The sequence below is a fragment of the Planktothricoides raciborskii GIHE-MW2 genome, assembly GCF_040564635.1.
Lineage (GTDB): Bacteria > Cyanobacteriota > Cyanobacteriia > Cyanobacteriales > Laspinemataceae > Planktothricoides > Planktothricoides raciborskii.
Map to the genome: position 1 here is coordinate 5,574,455 of NZ_CP159837.1, position 20,702 is coordinate 5,595,156.

17 protein-coding genes are annotated in these 20,702 nt (G+C 43.5%); 6 read left to right on the top strand and 11 right to left on the bottom strand.

The window, feature by feature from the left end; all coding sequences use genetic code 11:
* Nucleotides 1-17: 17 nt before the first annotated feature.
* The 10 genes from ABWT76_RS23855 to ABWT76_RS23905 form a co-directional block, all read right to left on the bottom strand.
* Entirely contained in the window at nucleotides 18-2,681 is a 2,664-nt protein-coding gene (locus ABWT76_RS23855) for a DNA polymerase III subunit alpha (protein WP_354635045.1), read from the bottom strand.
* Between the two features lie 1,155 nt (nucleotides 2,682-3,836).
* On the bottom strand, nucleotides 3,837-4,730 hold the full coding sequence (locus ABWT76_RS23865; protein WP_190879215.1) for an alpha/beta hydrolase: 894 nt from the start codon (nucleotides 4,728-4,730) through the stop codon (nucleotides 3,837-3,839).
* 210 nt (nucleotides 4,731-4,940) lie between these two features.
* A complete protein-coding gene (gatA, locus tag ABWT76_RS23870; RefSeq protein ID WP_054464212.1) occupies nucleotides 4,941-6,401 on the bottom strand; it encodes an Asp-tRNA(Asn)/Glu-tRNA(Gln) amidotransferase subunit GatA in 1,461 nt (486 codons plus the stop codon).
* An 860-nt stretch (nucleotides 6,402-7,261) separates the two neighbouring features.
* Complete coding sequence (locus ABWT76_RS23875; RefSeq protein ID WP_054464211.1) at nucleotides 7,262-8,341, bottom strand: GTP-binding protein; 1,080 nt, start codon at nucleotides 8,339-8,341, stop codon at nucleotides 7,262-7,264.
* A gap of 232 nt (nucleotides 8,342-8,573) precedes the next feature.
* Complete coding sequence (gene hemB, locus ABWT76_RS23880; protein WP_190879225.1) at nucleotides 8,574-9,536, bottom strand: porphobilinogen synthase; 963 nt, start codon at nucleotides 9,534-9,536, stop codon at nucleotides 8,574-8,576.
* A gap of 181 nt (nucleotides 9,537-9,717) precedes the next feature.
* Nucleotides 9,718-10,800: a WD40 repeat domain-containing protein gene (locus tag ABWT76_RS23885; RefSeq protein ID WP_190879213.1), complete on the bottom strand. Its 1,083-nt coding sequence runs from the start codon at nucleotides 10,798-10,800 to the stop codon at nucleotides 9,718-9,720.
* On the bottom strand, nucleotides 10,788-11,765 hold the full coding sequence (locus ABWT76_RS23890; RefSeq protein ID WP_190879212.1) for a GTP-binding protein: 978 nt from the start codon (nucleotides 11,763-11,765) through the stop codon (nucleotides 10,788-10,790). Before ABWT76_RS23890 ends, ABWT76_RS23885 begins: the two co-directional genes overlap by 13 nt.
* Nucleotides 11,766-11,836: 71 nt before the next feature.
* Nucleotides 11,837-12,262 carry a SufE family protein gene (locus ABWT76_RS23895; protein WP_190879210.1) on the bottom strand — a complete coding sequence of 142 codons (426 nt, stop codon included), beginning with the start codon at nucleotides 12,260-12,262 and terminating at the stop codon, nucleotides 11,837-11,839.
* A 37-nt stretch (nucleotides 12,263-12,299) separates the two neighbouring features.
* Nucleotides 12,300-13,526 carry an FAD/NAD(P)-binding protein gene (locus ABWT76_RS23900; RefSeq protein WP_190879208.1) on the bottom strand — a complete coding sequence of 409 codons (1,227 nt, stop codon included), beginning with the start codon at nucleotides 13,524-13,526 and terminating at the stop codon, nucleotides 12,300-12,302.
* 152 nt (nucleotides 13,527-13,678) lie between these two features.
* Entirely contained in the window at nucleotides 13,679-14,737 is a 1,059-nt protein-coding gene (locus tag ABWT76_RS23905; protein WP_231636521.1) for a metal ABC transporter solute-binding protein, Zn/Mn family, read from the bottom strand.
* 52 nt (nucleotides 14,738-14,789) lie between these two features.
* On the opposite strand from ABWT76_RS23905, the gene ABWT76_RS23910 reads away from it, so the two are divergent.
* The 6 genes from ABWT76_RS23910 to cbiD all read left to right on the top strand — a co-directional run bounded on the left by ABWT76_RS23910 (nucleotide 14,790) and on the right by cbiD (nucleotide 19,252).
* Nucleotides 14,790-15,521 carry a metal ABC transporter ATP-binding protein gene (locus ABWT76_RS23910; protein ID WP_054464206.1) on the top strand — a complete coding sequence of 244 codons (732 nt, stop codon included), beginning with the start codon at nucleotides 14,790-14,792 and terminating at the stop codon, nucleotides 15,519-15,521.
* Nucleotides 15,518-16,396, top strand: coding sequence for a metal ABC transporter permease (locus ABWT76_RS23915; protein WP_190879206.1), 879 nt, complete (start codon nucleotides 15,518-15,520; stop codon nucleotides 16,394-16,396). Before ABWT76_RS23910 ends, ABWT76_RS23915 begins: the two co-directional genes overlap by 4 nt.
* A 319-nt stretch (nucleotides 16,397-16,715) precedes the next feature.
* A complete protein-coding gene (locus ABWT76_RS23920) occupies nucleotides 16,716-17,057 on the top strand; it encodes a hypothetical protein (protein ID WP_190879204.1) in 342 nt (113 codons plus the stop codon).
* The gene (locus ABWT76_RS23925) at nucleotides 17,058-17,324 is read left to right on the top strand and encodes a hypothetical protein (protein WP_354635047.1); all 267 of its coding nucleotides are present in this window, start codon (nucleotides 17,058-17,060) and stop codon (nucleotides 17,322-17,324) included.
* 99 nt (nucleotides 17,325-17,423) lie between these two features.
* A complete protein-coding gene (locus tag ABWT76_RS23930; protein WP_054464202.1) occupies nucleotides 17,424-17,996 on the top strand; it encodes a Uma2 family endonuclease in 573 nt (190 codons plus the stop codon).
* Between the two features lie 164 nt (nucleotides 17,997-18,160).
* The gene (gene cbiD, locus ABWT76_RS23935; protein ID WP_054464201.1) at nucleotides 18,161-19,252 is read left to right on the top strand and encodes a cobalt-precorrin-5B (C(1))-methyltransferase CbiD; all 1,092 of its coding nucleotides are present in this window, start codon (nucleotides 18,161-18,163) and stop codon (nucleotides 19,250-19,252) included.
* 8 nt (nucleotides 19,253-19,260) lie between these two features.
* Here the strand turns inward: cbiD and cobJ are convergent, their stop codons facing one another.
* The gene (cobJ, locus tag ABWT76_RS23940; RefSeq protein ID WP_054464200.1) at nucleotides 19,261-20,700 is read right to left on the bottom strand and encodes a precorrin-3B C(17)-methyltransferase; all 1,440 of its coding nucleotides are present in this window, start codon (nucleotides 20,698-20,700) and stop codon (nucleotides 19,261-19,263) included.
* Between the last annotated feature and the right edge of the window lie 2 nt (nucleotides 20,701-20,702).

Genomic DNA, 20,702 nt, shown 5'->3' on the forward strand with positions numbered 1-20,702 from the left:
GGATTGAACTTTCTGGTTTATACTTGCACCTGCTTCAAATCAAGGTTTTGATGGAAAATTTCATCAATCGGCAACATTTGCCCATCTTCGGTCATAAATTTATGGTCTTTTGTTGCCCGAATTACGCTGCCATCTTCTAGCAGATATTCAAACACTTCTTGAGTGCCGCGATCGTGCCATTGCGCGATCGCCTGTGTATAAACAAAGCCATTGGCATCCACTGTATAAACCGTACAGTCAATTTGATTTTCCACAATTTTGCCAATCGGCAGCGATCCATATTCCACCGTCATAATTTCCGTCTCATAAGTTAAGCAATATTCGGCAAACAATACCATTTGATCGAATAAAGCTTCTGCCACTTTATGCGGCACCCCATTCTTAGTAGAACCATCCACAAAAATCTCCCGATGCTTCTGCATTTCCGAGACTTTTTTCTTACCCATTGCCCGTCGCAATAAGTCCGCTTGACCCAAAGAATAGCCCGCTAAATCTTGAGCAATTTTCATAATTTGCTCTTGATAAACCATCACCGCGTAGGTTTCTTCTAAGATAGGTTCTAATAGCTTATGATCGTAAACGATCGCCTCTTCACCATGCTTGCGGTGAATAAACTTGGGAATCAGACCGGCATCCAAAGGCCCCGGACGATATAAAGCCAAAATCGAGGAAATATCCTCAATACAAGAAGGTTTTAAATCCCGCACAATTTGCCGCATTCCTTCAGATTCCAACTGAAAAATACCTTCTAAATCCCCTTTTTCAAACAAATGATAGGTTTCGCCAACATCTTTAGGAAACCTTTGTTCCCCCGTGCGTTTAATAATTTCTTGTGCTTTTCTTTCCTGGGCAGGAAAATTATATGGGTCTAGTCTTTCCCCGGTTTTTTTCTCAATATAATCTAGGGTTTTCTCAATCGTGGTGAGATTTTTCAAACCCAAAAAGTCCATCTTTAACAAACCCAGAGATTCCAGATTTTCCATAGAATACTGGGTAATCACTGCCCCTTCATTATTCCGTTGTAACGGCACAATTTCATCCAGGGGTTGCGCGGAAATCACCACCCCGGCAGCATGAACCCCAAAAGTTTTGTTGGTGCCTTCAATTCTGATCGCCATATCCAACCATTGCCGCACGGAAATGCTGCCAATTTCTACATCTTGATCGTTCTTTAAGGGAATAATTTCTGTTTCGTAGGCTTCTTTAAATTTCGGTTCGGGGGTATCATCAGAAATCATCACCGAAAGTTTCGCCGGTTTGCCCCGCGCAACGGGAATCATTTTCGCCATTTCATCGGCTTTCTTATAAGGAACGCCCAAAACTCTGGCTACATCTTTTAACACCGCTTTCGAGGTCATGCGGTTAAAAGTGATAATCTGGGCAACCCGATCTTCCCCATATCTTTCGGTGACATATTGAATCACGCGATCGCGTTTTTCAATACAAAAGTCCGTATCAATATCCGGCATTGACTTCCGTTCGGGATTGAGAAATCGCTCGAATAATAACCCATGATGCACCGGGTCAATATTGGTAATTCCCATCGTATAAGCGACCAAAGAACCCGCAGCGGATCCTCTTCCTGGCCCTACGGGAATATGATTATCTCTGGCAAATTTAATATAGTCCCAAACTACTAAAAAATAAGTGGAAAATCCCATCCGTTCAATCATTTTTAGCTCATATTCTAGCCGTTCTCGATAAACCGGAGGAATTTCCGATCGCGTCTTGGCATTTAAGCGGTCTAGAAGTCCTTGCCAAGCAATTTCTTCCACATAAGTATCGGCAGTGTGACCGGAGGGGACAGGAAAATCAGGGATGCGCGGTTCCCCTAACACTTTATACTCTTCAATTTTATTCGCTACTTCTACGGTATTCGCGATCGCGTCAGCAATCACATCATCGGGCAAATGATCGCGAAATAAATGTTTCATCTCTTCAGCGGACTTTAAATATTCAGTCCCGCTATAGCGCATTCGCTTTTCTTCACTAATCAGCTTTTGGGTATTAATACAAATCAAAGCATCGTGGGCTTCCACATCATTACAAGAAATAAAATGGGAGTCGTTAGTCGCCACAATTTTTACATTTAGTTCGCGGGATATTTTCACCAGTTCCACATTGACAATTCGGTCTTCTTGATAGCCGTGGTCTTGGATTTCTAAATAATAATCATCCCCAAAAACTTCTTTATACCATTTGACGATTTCCCTGGCTTCTGCTAATTTCCCTTGTAAAATATTTTGGGGAACTTCTCCACCCAAACAGCCGCTAGTCACGATTAAATCATCGTGATATTTTTGCAATAACTCTTTATTAATACAGGGTCGAGCAAAAATGCCTTTTCCCTGCATTCCATTTAAATGAGATTCGGTGGTTAACTTGACTAAGTTTTTATAACCTTGGGTATTTTTGGCTAAAACCACTTGATGATATTTGCGAACTTTCTGGGTCGTACCCAATGGCCCATTAATCACATACATTTCATTGCCAATAATGGGCTTAATACTTTTACCCCGGCAAGTTTTAATCAGGTCGATCGCCCCATACATCACCCCATGATCCGTCAGGGCGATCGCGGGCATTTCTAACTCAATGGCTTTGGCAACTAATTGGGGGACTTGAGAAGCCCCATCAAGTAAACTGTAATCGGTATGAATGTGTAAACCAGCAAAAGACATAATTTTATTGGTTGTTGGTTGGTTGTTGGTTGTTGGTTGTTGTTGGTTGGTTGTTGGGTAGGGGCGAAGCATTCGCGCAGACAATTTATCGGTTCAAATGACAAATTTATCCGCGAATGCTTCGCCCTCCCCAGTATATTTGTATCAAAGACATAATTTTATTGGTTGTTGGTTGTTGGTTGTTGGTTGTTGGTTGTTGGTTGTTGGTTGTTGGTTGTTGTTTGTTGTTGGTTGGTTGTTGGGTAGGGGCGAAGCATATAGCCTTTGGCATGGCTTTGCTTACCGCGCAGACAATTTATCGGTTCAAATGACAAATTTATCCGCGAATGCTTCGCCCTCCCCAGTATATTTATATCATGGAAATGTTCGTGATTAGGTATTGTTTATTCATTATTCTTCTGTAGGGGCGAAGCATATAGCCTTTGGCATGGCTTCGCTTACCGCGCAGACAATTTATCGGTTCAAATGACAAATTTATCCGCGAATGCTTCGCCCTCCCCAGTATATTTATATAGCGAGTCTAAATGAATGTGACAAATCGGCTCCCCTCTCCCCTTCTGGGCCGCCGACAGCCCGCCATCGTGAGGGTTTATTTGCAAACTGATTTAGACGCGCTATATCAAAGACATAATTTTATTGGTTGTTGGTTGTTGTTTGTTGGTTGTTGTTGGTTGTTGTTTATTCATTATTCTTCTGTAGGGGCGAAGCATATAGCCTTTGGCATGGCTTCGCTTACCGCGCAGACAATTTATCGGTTCAAATGACAAATTTATCCGCGAATGCTTCGCCCTCCCCAGTATATTTATATAGCGAGTCTAAATGAATGTGACAAATCGGCTCCCCTCTCCCCTTCTGGGCCGCCGACGGCCCGCCATCGTGAGGGTTTATTTGCAAACTGATTTAGACGCGCTATATCAAAGACATAATTTTATTGGTTGTTGGTTGTTGTTTGTTGGTTGTTGTTGGTTGTTGGTTGTTCATTATTCTTCTGTAGGGGCGAAGCATATAGCCTTTGGCATGGCTTCGCTTACCGCGCAGAAAATTTATCGGTTCAAATGACAGATTTATCCGCGAATGCTTCGCCCTCCCCGGTATATTTATATCATGGGAATGTTGGTTTTTGGTTATTCTTTATTCATTATGCTTCGTTGTCGATTAATTATAGTCAACTAATTTCATAAATTCCCGAATGGTTTCAAAATATTTTTCCCCGCTGACCCTGGCGATATTATTATGATCCGCAGTGGGGACAATGAATAATTTCTTCGGCTCATTGGCAGCATCAAATAACTCTTGACTCATAGAATTGGGGACAGTTTCATCGGCAGTTCCGTGAGTAAAAAGAATCGGCATTTTTAAATCTTTTACTTTACTAATTGAGTCAAAGCGATGAGTCAGAATCCAGTCAATCGGGAAGATATTAAAATGAGGATATTGATAATCCACCATATCCCGCATGGAAGTAAAAGAAGCTTCAATAATTGCCCCAGCCGCATTCGGTTTGCGACTGGCTAGATCAATAGCGATCGCGCCCCCTAAAGAATGACCATAAATCACAATTTTTTCTGGGGGAATTCCCCGTTGATTCACCAAATAATTCCAGGCGGTTTCCACATCTTCATAAACTGTTGATTCTGTGGGAAACTTGCCTTGGGATAGACCATATCCCCGATAATCTACCATAAAGACCGAAAAACCCAACTGATGAAATCGGTTACTATGCTTAAGATTCTCGCTAATATTATCAGCATTGCCATGCAGGAAAAGCAGCACCCATTCTGATTTCATTGGGCTGCGATTCTCAGCCGCTGCCGGTATCCACCAACCATGAACTTTTTCCGTAGTTGATGCTGATTGATTTTCCTCAGAAATCACCGGCAACCACACTTCTTGATAGTCCATTTGGAGGTCACTGGGAATTGTAGATATCTCCCGTGACGGGAAAAAGATAAACCTATTCTGTCTAACAAATAAAAACAGACAAGCACTCAGATATAGAACTGCCAACAAAGTCCCCAGAGCCACTAAAATTTTTACCCAGAATTGCATGGTTTGCTCATTAATAAAATGGATGATTGGTTATTCGTTTTTGGTTGTTAGTTGTTAGTTGTTAGTTGTTAGTTGTTAGTCCTTTGTTTGACGATCGCGGACTAAGAATTAGGGACACATAAACAATCGCTAATAACTAACAACCAAGAACTAACAACCAAGAAAAGAATCCCTACCCACTAACAACCAAGAACAAATAACCACTAACAGTTAATCTAATTTGGCTTCGTATTGAGTCCAATCCGTAGCTTGTTCATAAGCATAAGCAACCCGCAACAGCAAATCTTCTTTTAAAACATTGCTGATTAATTGAATCCCAATAGGTAGTCCTTTTTTATCAAAACCACAGGGAAGACTTAATGCAGGTAAACCAGCTAAATTAACGGGAATAGTCATTAAGTCAGAAAGATACATACTTAGGGGATCGTTCATTTTTTCCCCAGCTTTAAACGCCGTAGTTGGCGAAGTGGGACAAACTAAGACATCCACTTGGGCAAAAGCGCGATCGAAATCTTCTTTAATTAGAGTCCGAACTTTTTGGGCTTTGAGATAGTAAGCGTCGTAATATCCCGCAGATAAAGTATAAGTGCCAATCATAATCCGGCGTTTGACTTCGGGACCAAATCCAGCAGCGCGAGTTTTGCCATACATTTCGATTAAGTTTTCGGCATCGTCGGCCCGGAAACCATATTTGACCCCATCATATCTGGCAAGGTTGGCCGATGCTTCTGATGGGGCAAGAATGTAGTAGGTGGGTAAACCATACCGAAATCGCGGACAAGAAACTACTTGAATTTCCGCCCCTAAATCTTGGAAAACCTCGATCGCCTTCGTCACCGTACTGGCAACTTCTGGATCGATTCCTTCCCCTAAAGTTTCTTGAATGATGCCAATTCGCAGTTGACCTTTGGGTTTTAAATTCGGTCTGATCCCGTGAACATAGTCGGGAATTTTCACGTTGAGACTCGTGGCATCTTTGGGGTCATAACCAGCGATCGCCTGTAATAAAATCGCCGTATCTTCCACGGTCCGACCAAACGGGCCAATTTGATCCAAGGATGAAGCATAAGCCACCAAGCCGAACCGAGACACCAGACCATAAGTGGGTTTCAAGCCCACCACCCCGCAAAAAGAGGCCGGTTGGCGGATTGAACCCCCGGTATCAGAACCCAGGGCGATCGGGCATTCTCCTGACGCCACCGCAGCAGCCGATCCCCCGGAAGACCCCCCCGGAACTCGTTCTAAATCCCACGGATTAGCGGTTAATTGATAGGCAGAAGTTTCCGTAGAACTGCCCATCGCAAACTCATCCATATTGGTTTTACCCATCATCACCGCCCCAGCTTCCGCCAGTTTTTGGGTCACGGTGGACTCATAAGGGGGGACATAACTTTCCAAAATCCGGGAACCACAAGTAGTCCGAATTCCCTTGGTACACATATTATCTTTAATGGCAATAGGAATTCCTGCCAGCAGTCCAATTTCCTCCCCGGCGGCAATTTTGGCATCCACCAGGCGGGCTTGTGCTAAGGCTTTTTCTGGCGTCACCACCAGGAAACTACGGATTTTCGGTTCCAGCTTGGAAATCCGGTCTAAACTTTCTTGAGCAATTTCAACAGCAGAGCGTTCTTTTTGAATGAGTTGTTTATGTAACTCGCGGATGGATGCCATGTCTTACCTTCTTATCTTCTATCCGGGCTTACCAGAGTTTATTGTAAAGTGGCAAGTCCCTGATCGTCGGTTTTGATCAATGGATCTTATGATTTTTTCATCTGTCGGTGCAAATCTGACCCATGAAGCAGGGGTGCTTCTGGTGCAGGGGTGCTTCTGGGACAAGCCATATGCTTGCGATCGGCATTCGTATATTTTTACACCAACAACAAGATTACAAAAAGATTAAGTGGTGGTTGTGGCGATCGCTAAGTCTATCTTAAATCTGTTGCTACGTTGCCAGAGGTCTCACGTTAGAGCTTCCTGGCTTCTGCGGTGAGATAAATTGCTCATTCCCAGTCTAAGTCTGGGGTAACGAGGTTCGACAGAGGGAAGCCCACTCTAGGTCAACCCTTAATGTAATCACGAATAACCTTGCGGAGAGTTTGTAGCCTAAATACTTAGCGCTTTAACATCACGATCTTTCGGGTAAAAATGTTTACTGTGAAAATCGATAATTAACTGCCCGAATGCTGTCGCCCTGAAGCAAGAGTCCACTCCTCGTCAAATAGCCTTACTCTTAAAATTTTACTTTTTGACATAGAAGATATCCCCCTTCAATTCCCTCTTAATAATGGGGTTAGAGGGGGGGGGTGATGCACTCATTATAACTAAGTGATTACAGCGGTTTTTAGATTGGTAAACCACAAATCGAAGATACACCCTACATATGCTCTGGGATCTATTCAGCAGAAAACCGCTGTATAACAAACCGCTGTATAAGAATGAGAGTGTCAAGATAAATTGGTATGATATCGTAGAAAATGCCCCGATAATAACCGGATAATAACCGGATTTTCATGACTAAATTAAGACTTATTTCAGTCAAGGCATTCAGTTAATTGTTGACGAATTTGCTGGGTTGGCAAATGACGCCCAATAAAAATAATCTGGTTTTTTGGCGGAGTCTGCCACTCTGTATCATCGATGTCGAAACGTGGCCCGCTGAGTTGAAAAATATGCCGTAATTCGCTCTCACTAAACCAGAGAATGCCTTTTGCCCGGAATACTTCCTGGGGTAATTGTTCTTGAAGAAATATTTCAAATTTCTTCACACTAAAAGGCCGATCACTCTCGTAAGATACCGAGACAAATCCATCATTTTCTAAGTGATGGGAATGATAGTGATGGGAATGATAGTGATGGTGTTCATGGTCATGTTCATGGTGATGGTGTTCATGGTCATGTTCATGGTGATGGTCATCCTCTTGGTTGTCTTCGACCAAAAATTCTTGATAAATGTCTAACTTAGTTAAATCCACATCTAAAATTAGTGGCAATGGCACCTGACCATATTCACTATGTAAAATTCTCGCTCCCCGTTTCACCGTTTTGATATATTGTTCTAACTCTTCCACCTTTGAACGGGGGACTAAATCGACTTTATTTAATATAGTGATATCCGCATAAGCCACTTGCTTAAATGCTGCTTCACTTTCAAAATGTTCCTCGGTAAATGTTTCCGCATCGACTACAGTAATAATCGAGTCTAAATGAGTTAAATCCCGTAATTCAGTGCCTAAAAACGTGAGGGCGATGGGTAAAGGATCGGCGATGCCAGTGGTTTCAATCACCAAATAATCCACCCGGTCTTGTTCTAATACCCGATAAACTGCATCCACTAAGCCATCATTAATCGTACAGCAAATACAGCCATTACTTAATTCTACCATATCTTCATCGATAGATACCAATAATTGACTATCGATATTGATATCCCCAAATTCATTCACCAATACGGCGACTTTTAAATCCTGAGAGTTGCAGAGAATATGGTTGAGTAAAGTAGTTTTACCACTGCCTAAAAAACCCGTGATAATTGTCACCGGCATTCCTCGTTTAGGAATGTCCATAGTTGCTGGTTGACTGGTGGTTTCCTGGTGATTTTGATTTTTTAACATAAATTATTGTTGGTGGTAATGTGAGCAATAAATCAAACAATTAGGTAGATGAGCAATGTCTAACGTGGGCAGTTAGCATCCCATATTTGCCTCCTGTAGGGGCGAAGCATAAAGCCTGACGGCATAGCTTCGCTTACCGGGCAATAAATCTCCTGTTTCAGAGTTAATACCATTACCCGAATGCTTCGCCCTTATAGGCATTGGGGTATTCCTACCCACCGAAGAAAGCAAATTATTTCAACATCAAAGCTACGTCTTTGGCAAAATAAGTTAAAATCAAATCTGCCCCGGCTCGTTTCATACTGGTCAGGGTTTCTAAAATGACTTTTTTCTCATCAATCCAACCCTGTGCCGCAGCAGCTTTAATCATGGCATATTCACCACTAACGTTATAAGCGGCAACAGGTAAATTTGTATGGTGTTTAATCCGACAAATAATATCTAAATAAGCCAGGGCTGGTTTAACCATGACCATATCAGCGCCTTCGGCAATATCTAAGTCCACTTCTTTAATCGCTTCTTTGGCATTTGCGGCATCCATTTGATAGGTTTTTTTGTCCCCAAATTTCGGGGCTGAGTCCAGGGCATCCCGGAAAGGGCCGTAGTAAGCGGACGCATATTTAGCGGAATAAGCCAGAATCCCTACATTAATCCAACCTTGAGCATCTAAGGCTTGGCGAATGGCGCCCACGCGACCATCCATCATGTCGGAAGGAGCGACAAAATCCGCTCCCGCTTCCGCTTGGACTAAGGCTTGTTTGACTAATACGGCAACGGTTTCATCGTTGAGAATTTGGCCATCTTGGACAATGCCATCGTGTCCTTCGCTGCTATAGGGATCCAAGGCCACATCGGTAATCACCAGAATATCGGGAACCGCTTGTTTAATTGCGCGGACGGTACGGGGAATTAGGCCATTCGGATTGTAGCTTTCGGTGCCGGCGTTGTCTTTTTGGTGGTGGGGAATGAGGGGAAAAAGAGCGATCGCGCCAATTCCTAGCTGGTAGGCTTGTTGCACTTCTGGCAATAGTAAGTCCAGGGTGTAACGATAGCAACCGGGCATGGAAGGCACTTCTTCCCGCTGTCCAACTCCGTCCATCACAAATAGGGGATAGATTAAGTCTTCCACTTGGAGGTGATGTTCTCGTACCATGCGTCGCAAGGTTTCGGTGCGCCGTAACCGTCGGGGACGCATGGTGGTGGTTGTGGTTTTTGTGGTTTGTCCTATGGTTTGGTCTGTGGTTTGTGGGGGCAGACTGGGGGATGCGGTAGTGGGATTTTCCAGGGTGAGGGATTCGGTGAGGGTCATAAGTAAAAATGAAAATCATTATCATTCTTACGATACCATATCACTTCGACGATCAATCGCTGGATTTTTAGCCAAACCCTTGCCCAGCAATGGATTTTGCCCAAATTAATAACTCGCCATTCTGTCCCCCAGCGGCCAAAAATTGTCCCTGGGGTTGCCACGCAAGACAAGAAAAACCATCATCAGCCCCGGAGAGGATTTGCACTAATTCCTCGGCAGAGTCCCATAAGCAGACGCGGCCATCTTCCGATGCGGAGGCAAGGAGGAAGCGATCGGGACTAAAGGCGATCGCCGTCACCGTTTCCGTATGTCCCTCTAACTCCCAAGCTTCCCATCCATCCGCCTCTTGCCATTGCTTTTCCCAGACGATCGCACTTTGGGTACTGGCGGCGGCAAGTAAAGGCGCCCCCAAGACAGTCTTGAGATTTGACCAGGCTAGAGATCGGACTTTGCCAGGAAATCCGCGCATCACCCAAGGGTGAGGATTGCCCCATTCCACCACCGCCAAAGTTTGATCCAGGTTGCCACAAGCCAGGTATTTACCATCGGGCGACCAGGCGATCGCTTGACTAGCGGATGGAATGGATAAAAGATATGGGTCATCATGCCAATCTTCACCGCACCAAATTTTTACCCCTTGATAACCGGCGATCGCCAAATATGCGGCGATCGGATGCCAAGCCAAACTGAAAACCGAAGAGGCTTCAAAATTTAGAGTAGTCACCACTGCCTGAGTATCCAGATCCCAGACTTGCACAGAACGACCCAGACTAAACGCCAATTGATGACAACTACAACTCCAAGCCAATTGGTCAACCCAAGCCGGGGCATTTTCTAAGGTGGTAACTAACTCTTTGGTTGGCAAATACCATATTTTCACCTGGCCATTTTGTCCACCAGCGGCGAGGTATTTCCCATCGTGAGAAAAAGATAGGCAATCAATCGAGCTTTCTATTGGCTCTTGCAAGATTGAAATCGAATTGTTGCCTTGCCATAAAATCACTTCACCAGCGGCAGAACTCGCTGCCAAAGTCTTGCCATCACTAGACCAAACCACCCCAGTGACGTAATCGGAAAGCATCTGTTGAGAGGATTTTTCCAGCAGTTTTTGCGGTCTACGGCTCTTTTTCTTTCCCCCTAAACTAGACATTGGCGAAAATCCTCTTTTAATTGAGTTTCATTTAAATTTCGACCAATGAAAACCAGTTCATTTTTGCGCGTTTCCCCAGAATGCCAAGGGCGATCGGGTTTGCCATCAAATAGCATATGGACTCCCTGAAACACAAAGCGAAAATCTTCCCCAGCAATATTGAGAATCCCTTTCATCCGAAAAATATCCTGCCCTTGATTCCGCAATAAATCCCCAATCCAAGCATTCAGTTTTTCTCCATCTAATGCCCCAGACTCTACCAGGGCAACTGACCCCACAGTTTCATCATGTTCATGGGCATTTTCATTTAAGAATTCTGGGTCAATTTCTAAAGCCCGATTCAAGTCAAATGCTTGCACTCCTAATAAGGCATTCATCTCGATTTCTTGCTGCGATAAGTGGGTGCGATAAATTTTGGCCATTGCATTTATGCCTTTGATGCGCTTTTCCAGTTCGTCTAATTCTGCGGTCACGACCAAATCCGTTTTGTTCAGCAAAATTACATCCGCAAAGGCGATTTGTTCTTGAGCTTCATCCGCTGACCAATGCTGCCAAATATGTTTAGCATCCACCACCGTCACCACCGCATCCAGAGCCAGTTTACTTTGCAGGTCTTCATCCACAAAAAAAGTTTGAATCACTGGGGCTGGGTCGGCTAAACCTGTAGTTTCAATCACGAGACGATCGAACTTATTCCGCCGCTTCATTAAGTTACCAATGATGCGAATTAAGTCACCACGGACTGTACAGCAAATACAGCCGTTGTTCATTTCAAATATTTCCTCTTCAGCATTAATTACTAGCTGATTATCAATACCTACTTCGCCAAATTCGTTGACAATTACCGCTACTTTTTTACCATGTTCTAATGTTAATATCCGGTTTAATAAGGTGGTTTTACCCGCTCCTAGATAGCCAGTGATTACGGTGACGGGTAATAAATTTGTCTGAGATTTGGTAGTCATATAACCTCTTTGTTGAATAAAAATGATCGTGTTTGACTTAGGGCGATCGTGGCCATTGCCCACCCTACAGACTACAGACATGACGCTTTGATTTTCATCATTTGCAGAATTTGATAAAATCCGTTAGTCCGAGAAGGAGTTAAGCTGATATTTAACCCCGTATCCACAATAAAATCTGGGGAAATTTGCCCTATTTGCGCTGGGGTTAATCCGCTTAATCCTTCAACTAATACGCCTACTAATCCTTTAACAATCTGCGAGTCAGCATCTCCTTGAAATACAACTTTTCCCTGGTCAAGTTTGGCGGTGATATAAACCAGAGAAGTACATCCCGGAACCTTGTTTTCTGGAATTCTATCAATTTCCGAAAATTTAGGCAGACGCTTGGCATAATAAATTAGTTGTTCATATTTTTGCTTGGGTTCAGAAAGCCGTTGAAACCGTTGGACAATTCGCTCTAAAGCCGGATAATTAGAAGCAGTAAAAATATCTGTCATTTTAGTTATATGTTAATTAAGCTTTCAGATTAAAACTTCACAAACCATCAACAATTTTTTGACTAGCCATTCTTGCTCCTGATAAGTTGCGGGCGACGGGGCCGACTTGCAATGCGGCTAAACTTCCCATTAAGAATAGGGGTAAACCAGGGATGCGTAAATGTCTATCGAGTACGGGTAAACCGTGAATCATTTCTGTGGGAAAATTGGCGAAAATTTCTCGGAGTAATGGATGGGTTAAGGCATCTAAGCGAGTGCCGGTGCCTAACCAAATGCGATCGCATTCATAGTGATTGCCATCGTCACAAAGAACTTGCCAGCGATCGCCCTGCCATGAAGCTTTGACAATCTGACATTCTTGATAAATTTCTAGGTTGCCTTCCCGCTGTCTGCGATTGAGTTGCAGCATAATTGCCGGAGTTAAAGAACCGCCATTTCGGGCGGATTGAATTAACCGAAATCGGGTGAACCAATCTTGATGAAAAAATCCTTTTAAATATTTAGGGCCAAGCCATCCGGGGTCAGCATCAAATAATTTTTCTTGTAAGCGACGGCGATACATTAACATCACCTTCGCTCCTTTATTCATAGCGCCTACAGCTAAATGTCCGCAGGTTAAACCCCCGCCAATAACTAATATTTTTTCCCCGGCTATTTTTTCCCCGGCTGAGTTCAGCGAACGCAAATCAATTTGCTGGGAATGCAATAGTCTATCTGGGGGATAGTTGGGCGGAATTTGTGCCACCCAGTCGGGTAAATTGACCGATCCTCCCCCAGTAGCTAAGACCACTCGACGGGCGATCGTCTCCTCTCCATTTGAATGTTGTAAACAAAATTTATAGCGACGATACCGCTGAGGAAAATTATCTTTTTTTTCTTTTTTTTGGTCGATAACACCGATAGAGGTAATCGCTGTCTGGACAAATTTATCCTCTAATTGCCAGCGTTTAATTGTATCGTTACAAAAATCCCAAAATAGTTGCGTTCCGGGCAAGTCATAAGGAGAAAATAATTCATTAGGACGAGACTCCGCAAACCGACGCAACCCATAAGGATCTGGGTCAGGATGGTGAACCGCAGGCGATCGCAAATGGGGAATTTCCAAAGCAGCAAATTGCTGTTGCCATTGGTACATCCAACGGCTATTAGGGTCAAAAACTAAAAATCTATTCCGCATTCCCGGACGTTTTTGCAGCAGGTGAGTCACCAAGGTTAAAGCATGAGGCCCACCGCCAACAATTGCTAGATCAATTTTATTTGTCATAAGAGATTTAATCGTTGACAGAGAATATATTTTATGGTGATTTTTTATTGGTTATTGCTTGTCTCAATAAATTATCAAGAATATTTTGACCAATAACAAGGCAATCCCATTAGCCAGTAACCACAAAAATTTGCCATAATTTATAGAAATATCTATTGTTTTAACTGAAAAGCTTGATCCTGTCCGCCTAAGCCTTGGACGATCGCTTCCGTATTCAGTTTCAACATTTTCTGATAAGTACCTGCTTGAGTGCCAGCTTTACCCAATCCATCAGCATATAATTTCTTTTCAGAAACTTTGACATTAGCTTCTTTAGCAACTTGTTCGATTAATCTTGGATTAACACTACTTTCGGCAAAAATTGTCGGAACTCTGGCTGATTTAATTTGTTGGACGAGTTCCCCGATTCGGGATGCGGTGGGGGCTTCTTCGGTGCTTAATCCTGATAAAGCACCTTCAAATTTTAGCCCGTAAGCTTGAACATAATAACCCAGGGCGTCATGGGTAGTAACTAACTGCCTTTGTGCCGGTGGAATGGTGGCAATTGACTCGCCAATCCACCGATGAATTTGAGTAAGTTCATTTTTAATTTTTGCAGCGTTACTTTCATACAATGAAGTATGACTCGGTGACAAATTTTTTAAAGCCTCCGAAATCACTGCTACCATGCGAATTCCATTTTCTGCATTGTGCCAAACGTGCGGATCTGGTGCAGTTTCCCCGGCAGAATGTTTTTCTGTTTTTTCATGGTCATGTTCTTCTTTCTCTTGTTCCTCATGGTTTCCATGAGCGTGAGGTTGGCCGATGATTGGGTTAGGAACTGCCGCCTCATGGACGGCTATTTTGGGTGCTTGATTTTTGGTTGCTTTGACTAAGCGAATTAAACTCGGTTCAAAGTCATAACCCCCATATAAAATCAGGTTGGCGCGATCGATCGCTTTGCGATCTTCTGGTAATGGTTGATAAAGGTGGGGGTCTTCACCGGCTGCCACTAAACAATTCAGATTGATGGTTTCAGCGGCTAATTGTCGAGTTAAATCACAAATCACGCTGGTTGTCGCCACCACTTCAGGGAGATTTTGGGCGATCGCTGGTGGCTCGGTGACAACGGTTTCTGTGGCTTCTGGTCTTTGGGAAGCGATCGCACAGCCCGCCAAGCTCATCCCCATCGCCAAACTCGCCAGGGTTTTGAGTTTAACGCTTTGTAACACTTTTAGCCTCATTCAAGTATGATAACGATTATCATTTTTATTTAATGTCAGTATGTTAGAGGTTTTTCATCTGGCTGTCAACTACCAAGGAGTCTCTGCGGTTGAGGATGTCAGCTTTTGCCTGGAACCGGGACAACTGGTGGGAGTTATTGGCCCAAATGGTGCAGGAAAAAGCACGATGGTGAAGGCGATGTTGGGTTTAATTCCCACGAGTCAAGGGGTTGTCCGATATCGGCAACGCTCCTTAAAATCCCAGTTGGCACAAGTGGCTTATGTCCCACAGCGAGCCCAAATCGATTGGGACTATCCCATCACCGTAGAAAATGTGGTAATGATGGCCCGAACTCGGCATACTGGGTGGTTTCGTTCTCCGTCTCGTCAGTCAAAAGAAATCGTCACAGCGGCTTTAGAACGAGTTGGGATGTGGGAATTGAGAAGACGACAAATTGGCGAGTTATCCGGGGGACAACAACAGCGCGTCTTTTTAGCTCAAGCATTGGCACAAGAGGCAGAGTTATTCTTTTTTGATGAACCCTTTGTGGGGGTGGATAAAAAAACTGAGGCGATCTTGTTTGATGTGTTTGAGGAACTGAAACACCAAGGGAAAATGTTACTGGTCATCGGCCATGAATTAGGAGAAGTCACTCGTAAATACGACCAATTTTTATTAATCAATAAGCAGCTAATTGCTGCGGGAAAACCATCAGAGGTGATTACGAAAGAAAATATTCAGTTAGCTTATGGGGATGGAGTAATTTTATTACAAATGAGGAAAGAGGAATGATTTCGTTGCTAATAGAACCGCTCCAGTTTGAGTTTATGCGTCATGCCTTGCTCACAGCGGTGATGATGGGAGTGATTTGTGCGGTGGTCGGCAGCTATTTAATTGTGCAACACATGGGATTACTAGGGGATGTGATTGCTCATGCGGTGTTGCCCGGATTGGCGATCGCCTACTATTTTGGCATCGATATTTTTGTAGGGGCTTTTATATCTGGCACCCTGAGCACTCTGATTATTTCCGTAATTCAATCTCAGTCTCGCTTAAAAGTTGATGTGGCAATGGCCTTAGTCTTTTCTGGGTTTTTAGCCTTGGGAATTATGCTGATTACCTTGATGAGAAGTAAAATTGACCTACATAGTTTTTTATTTGGCGATATTTTAGCGGTGACATCCGATGATGTGGGGCGAACTTTTTGGATTACTCTGTTAATTTTAAGCTGCGTCAAACTATTTTATAAAGAATTGCTATTTTATACCTTTAATCCTTTGGGTGCTCAAGCCATTGGCTTGCCGGTGCATTGGATTCATCTGGGATTAGTTTCTGCGATTACTTTAACGATTATCGCCAGTATGCAAGCAGTGGGGGTGGTGCTCGTAGTGTCTTTGCTGGTCGGACCTGCTAGTACCGCTTATTTATTAGTCAAAGAATTACATCTTATGATGGGATTAGGTGCGATGATTGGGGCGATCGCTAGTGTAGCCGGAATGTATATGAGTTACTATTTAAATGTGCCTTCGGGCGCGGCCATTGTCTTAGCAGTTTCGGGATTATTTATTCTGGCTTTATTATTCAGCCCTTCTCAGGGAATTTTGACTCGACCTGAAATCAAGAAGCGGCGAGTTAAAATTATCCAGAAAATAAAGCAGATCATATAGTTCTGGTGTGGCTTATAGTCAGGGTTAGCCAGCCTGATTTGCCCGGAAAACGGATTCGCATTCGCGATCCGCGCTTGCGCGGAATTGCGCCATTAATAACTAATTCAATCAGAGAGTTATTTAGCAGACTTGATAAGTTTTGTAAGTAAGGGGCGCGATCGCGCAGTAGCTCGTATCGTTATCACCTTGCTCTGTATGCTCTAAACTGTAATCGGCTAACTGGCTCACCGATAACTACGCGAAATATAGACTCTTGGCATCAGCGCTTGCCGAGACGAATGAGTTATATTACACCTAAAAATGAGCCGGAGATTAGGCCATGATTTATGACGTGATTCTCAGTCGAGAAAATGATAAATATATCGCTCGTGCCAAAGAATGGCCGCAAGTCACGGTGAGCGAAAATAGCCGTGATGCCGCGATTCCCTCCGGGATAGCTTCGCTTACCGCTGGCCTTAAATCCCAACTGCTTGACTATCTAACCAATCAGATTGAAGTCGTTCAAGTGGAGATTCCACTGTCAACCCAGACTGGAAATCCTTGGCTTGATAAATTTGGCTGGTTCAAGGACGACCCGACCTTTGACGATCTACAGGCTGAAATTGCCGCATATCGCCAAGACATCGATCGACAAATGGAACCTGACGGTGACGTAGCCTAAGTGACGGCACAGGACTACGATGTTCAAGCAGAAGCCCGTTTTCAATTCCTTCTCGCCCAAAAGATTCGGATTGGCACACAAGATTTGAAAATCGCCGCGATCGCCTTAAGCCAAGGAGCAAAATTACCCGTAATCGGAGCGATCGCGCCATTAATAACTACAGAAATCAAGAGATTATCTAGCAGAATTAATAAATTTTGTAAATCCGCCTGCGATCACCACAATCATTTAAAAAAAATTAACTTAAAAATATTAGCAATTCAATAAATAACGAGTATAATAAATTAAAAGCTGGGGACAGTAATCAAGCATAAAAAAGTCCCCATTTCCAAAACAACCATAGCCTATATAACCAACCAAATTATTATGATTGCAGCCAAAGACAATTCCCCACAACTCACCCCTGAAGAGTATTTCCTTTGGGAAGAACAACAAATAGAAAAACATGAATATATTGATGGACAAGTCTATGCCATGAGTGGCGGCACCGTGAATCATGGCCGCATTGCCATCCGGTTTACCGCCATGTTCGACGCTCATTTAGAAGGTAGCGGTTGTATCACGGGCAATTCGGACATTAAGGTTAACATTGTCGAAACCAATGACTATACCTATCCGGATGCCAGTGTCACCTGCGACGAACGGGATAAGACCACGACTCAATACATCACCTATCCATGTTTAATTGTTGAGGTTTTATCAGATAGCACCGAAGCTTACGACCGAGGTGGCAAGTTTAGAATGTATCGCAAAAACCCCGTGTTAAAAGACTATTTATTAGTCAATTATACCCGAATCGAAATGGATTTATATCACAAAAATGATGCCGGTGAATGGATTATCATTAATTACCAAGCAGGAGATACCGTAGAACTAAAAAGTATTAACCTCAGTTTCCCCATTGAGCAAGTTTATCGCGGCCTGACCCTGACGCCATAGTTGCTATATGCTTTCATGGAAATCAAGGAAATCCAATTTCATCAGGAAAATTAGAGAAAATATCTGGGCTAAATTCCGGGAAATAAATCGCCAAACATCGCCAAAAAAGGCAAAATTTTGTATAATTTAAGCGGAAAAAAATATATATAAATTTAGTCCCAACAATGGCTCGTACAGGTTATACACTGCCGGTTTTTGCGGCTGCGGCGGCAAAAGCAGCCTTTTTACACTTACAAAATCCTCTGGAAACTCTCTCAGAAGTCTCTCTGGATTTGCTACCAGAACGCGCTAAGATTCCCGTGCAACAAGTGGCTAATATTGACGACAATAGCGCTTTGGCAATTACGATTAGCGACCCCGGAGATAATTTAGATTTAACCCGGAATACGCCGATTTGGGCTTATGTGAAATGCCAAGCCCGTGAATCAGAACCACTGATTTTAGCCGCTGGGGAAGGCTTAGGCAAAACCGCCGCTGGAGAAGCGGCTATTTATCAATATGCTCGACGCTTATTTGATGCGAATTTGTTGCCTTTAATTCCTGAAAATAAAACAGTCACGGTATCAATTATTTTACCGGAAGGTCGTCAGTTAGCTCAACGCACTTCTAATGAAGCATTTGGTATTTTAGCCGGGCTATCTTTGTTGGGAACCAGTGGGATTTCTCAGCCTCTTTCTACCGAAGAACATTTGGCAGAATTGCGGGAAAAATTGCAAATTGTAGTCCAGAAACATCAGGATTTAGTGTTTTGTATTGGCAGTCATGGGATGAATATCGCTCAACAGTTAGGAATTCCCGAAAGCGCGATCGCCCAGACGGGAAACTGGATTGGCCCATTGTTAGTAGAAGCGGGGTTGCGGGGGGCTAATTCCGTGTTGTTACTCGGCTATCAAGGCAAGTTAATTAAGTTAGCTGGAGGGATTTTCAACACATCCAGTCATTTGGCAGATGCCAAGTTAGAAATTATTAGTGCGGCGGTGGTGAAATCTGGGGGCAATTTGGCCGCAGTAGCAGCGGTTTTAGGGGCAAAAACTGCTGATGCCGCGAATAAAATTTTAGCGGAACAGGGATTAGAGTCGCCGGTGTTTTCTGCTTTAGCTGAAGCCATTTGTGAAAAAGCCCAAGGATATGTACATAAATATGGCAATGTTGCCCTAAAAATTGGCACAGTGTTGTTTAATCGCCAAGGGAAAATTATTGCCCAAAGTGCGATTGCCCCTGAGTTAATTGCCCAAATATTGCCCAAAATAAAATAGTCCCAGGGTTAATAATGCCGGGGGGTATAAATCCACTTTTTATCCCCTTGCTGAATCAGCCTAGTTTTACTAGATCCAATTAAAATTACTGTTCGCATATCCGCATCGGTAACGGCTAATTCTTCTAAAAATTTCACAGTGACAGTTTGCCCTTTTCTGCCCAAATTGCGGGCTAAGACCACCGGAGTTTTAGGCGATCGCCATTGTAATAAAATCTCTTTGGCCTTTTCTAGTTGCCAAGTGCGTTGTTTAGACACCGGGTTATAAAAGGCGATCGCCAAATCTGCTTGAGCGGCTAAGGAAATCCTTTGGGAAATAATTTCCCAAGATTTAAGAATATCCGAGAGAGAAATCGCACAAAAATCATGGCCTAACGGGGCACCGACCGTCGCAGCGGCAGCTTGCATGGCGGAAATTCCTGGACATACTTGAATCGCGATCGCCTCCCACTCTGGTTTCGCTTTTTTTTCTAACACTTCAAACACTGCCGAAGCCATTGCATAAATTCCCGGATCTCCCGAAGAAACCACCACCACAGATCGCCCCTGGGCAGCTAAATCTAAAGCTATTTCAGCGCGATCGAGTTCCACCCGATTATCCGACTCATGGCGAACAATATTCGGTTTTCTCAAGGGTTCTACTAAATCTAAATAAGTTTTATAACCCACCCAGTCCGTAGCTTTTTCTAGCACTAATCTCACTTCCGGGGACATCCAATGAATTGCCCCAGGGCCAGTTCCCACAATAGCTAAATTCCCCTGAATCTTATTCTGTTCCCCAGTTTGATTTTGCTCATCACACAAATAAACCAAACAATTTGGACTCGGTTTGGCCAATTCCCGGTTATTTTTAGGAATAATGTCAATAGTTAAGGTTCCTTCTGAAGAAATGGGTAACTGACTATTTTGTAGCCAGTTAGCCTGTAACCAGTTATCGGTGCCATTTACGTCATTTAATTTCACCGTTGCCCCGGCCAACAAATTAGAAATAAAAGTCTTAGCATCATCGGGATTAACTAACTCATAACCCGATGGCGGCGATAATAAAGTAGTTCTAAATCTAAGATAGCCTGTGGTAGTAATCCCTGGGGAAACTTGCAATGTTTCGGCAATCTGACGAGCCAAATCGTTCACCCCTTGTAACCCTCCCAATAAAGGCACCACTGCACTGCCATCTTCGGCGATCGCTAATACCGGCGGTTCCTGCCATTTATTATTTAAAACAGGTGCTAAAGTGCGAATCAAAATTCCTGCCGCACAAACCCCAATAATCGGGGTTCCGGTCTGGAAAAACTCTCGCACCGTTTCGCCAAATTTAGTATAGGTAAAATCAGCGGATTGGGTGCGACTTTCTAAGCCATAAACCTGAGCTTCTGGCAGGGAAATTTGAATTTGTCGCGCCACAGGAATACTGGTTTCTCCTAAAATGATAATAGCCGGAGATTTCATAA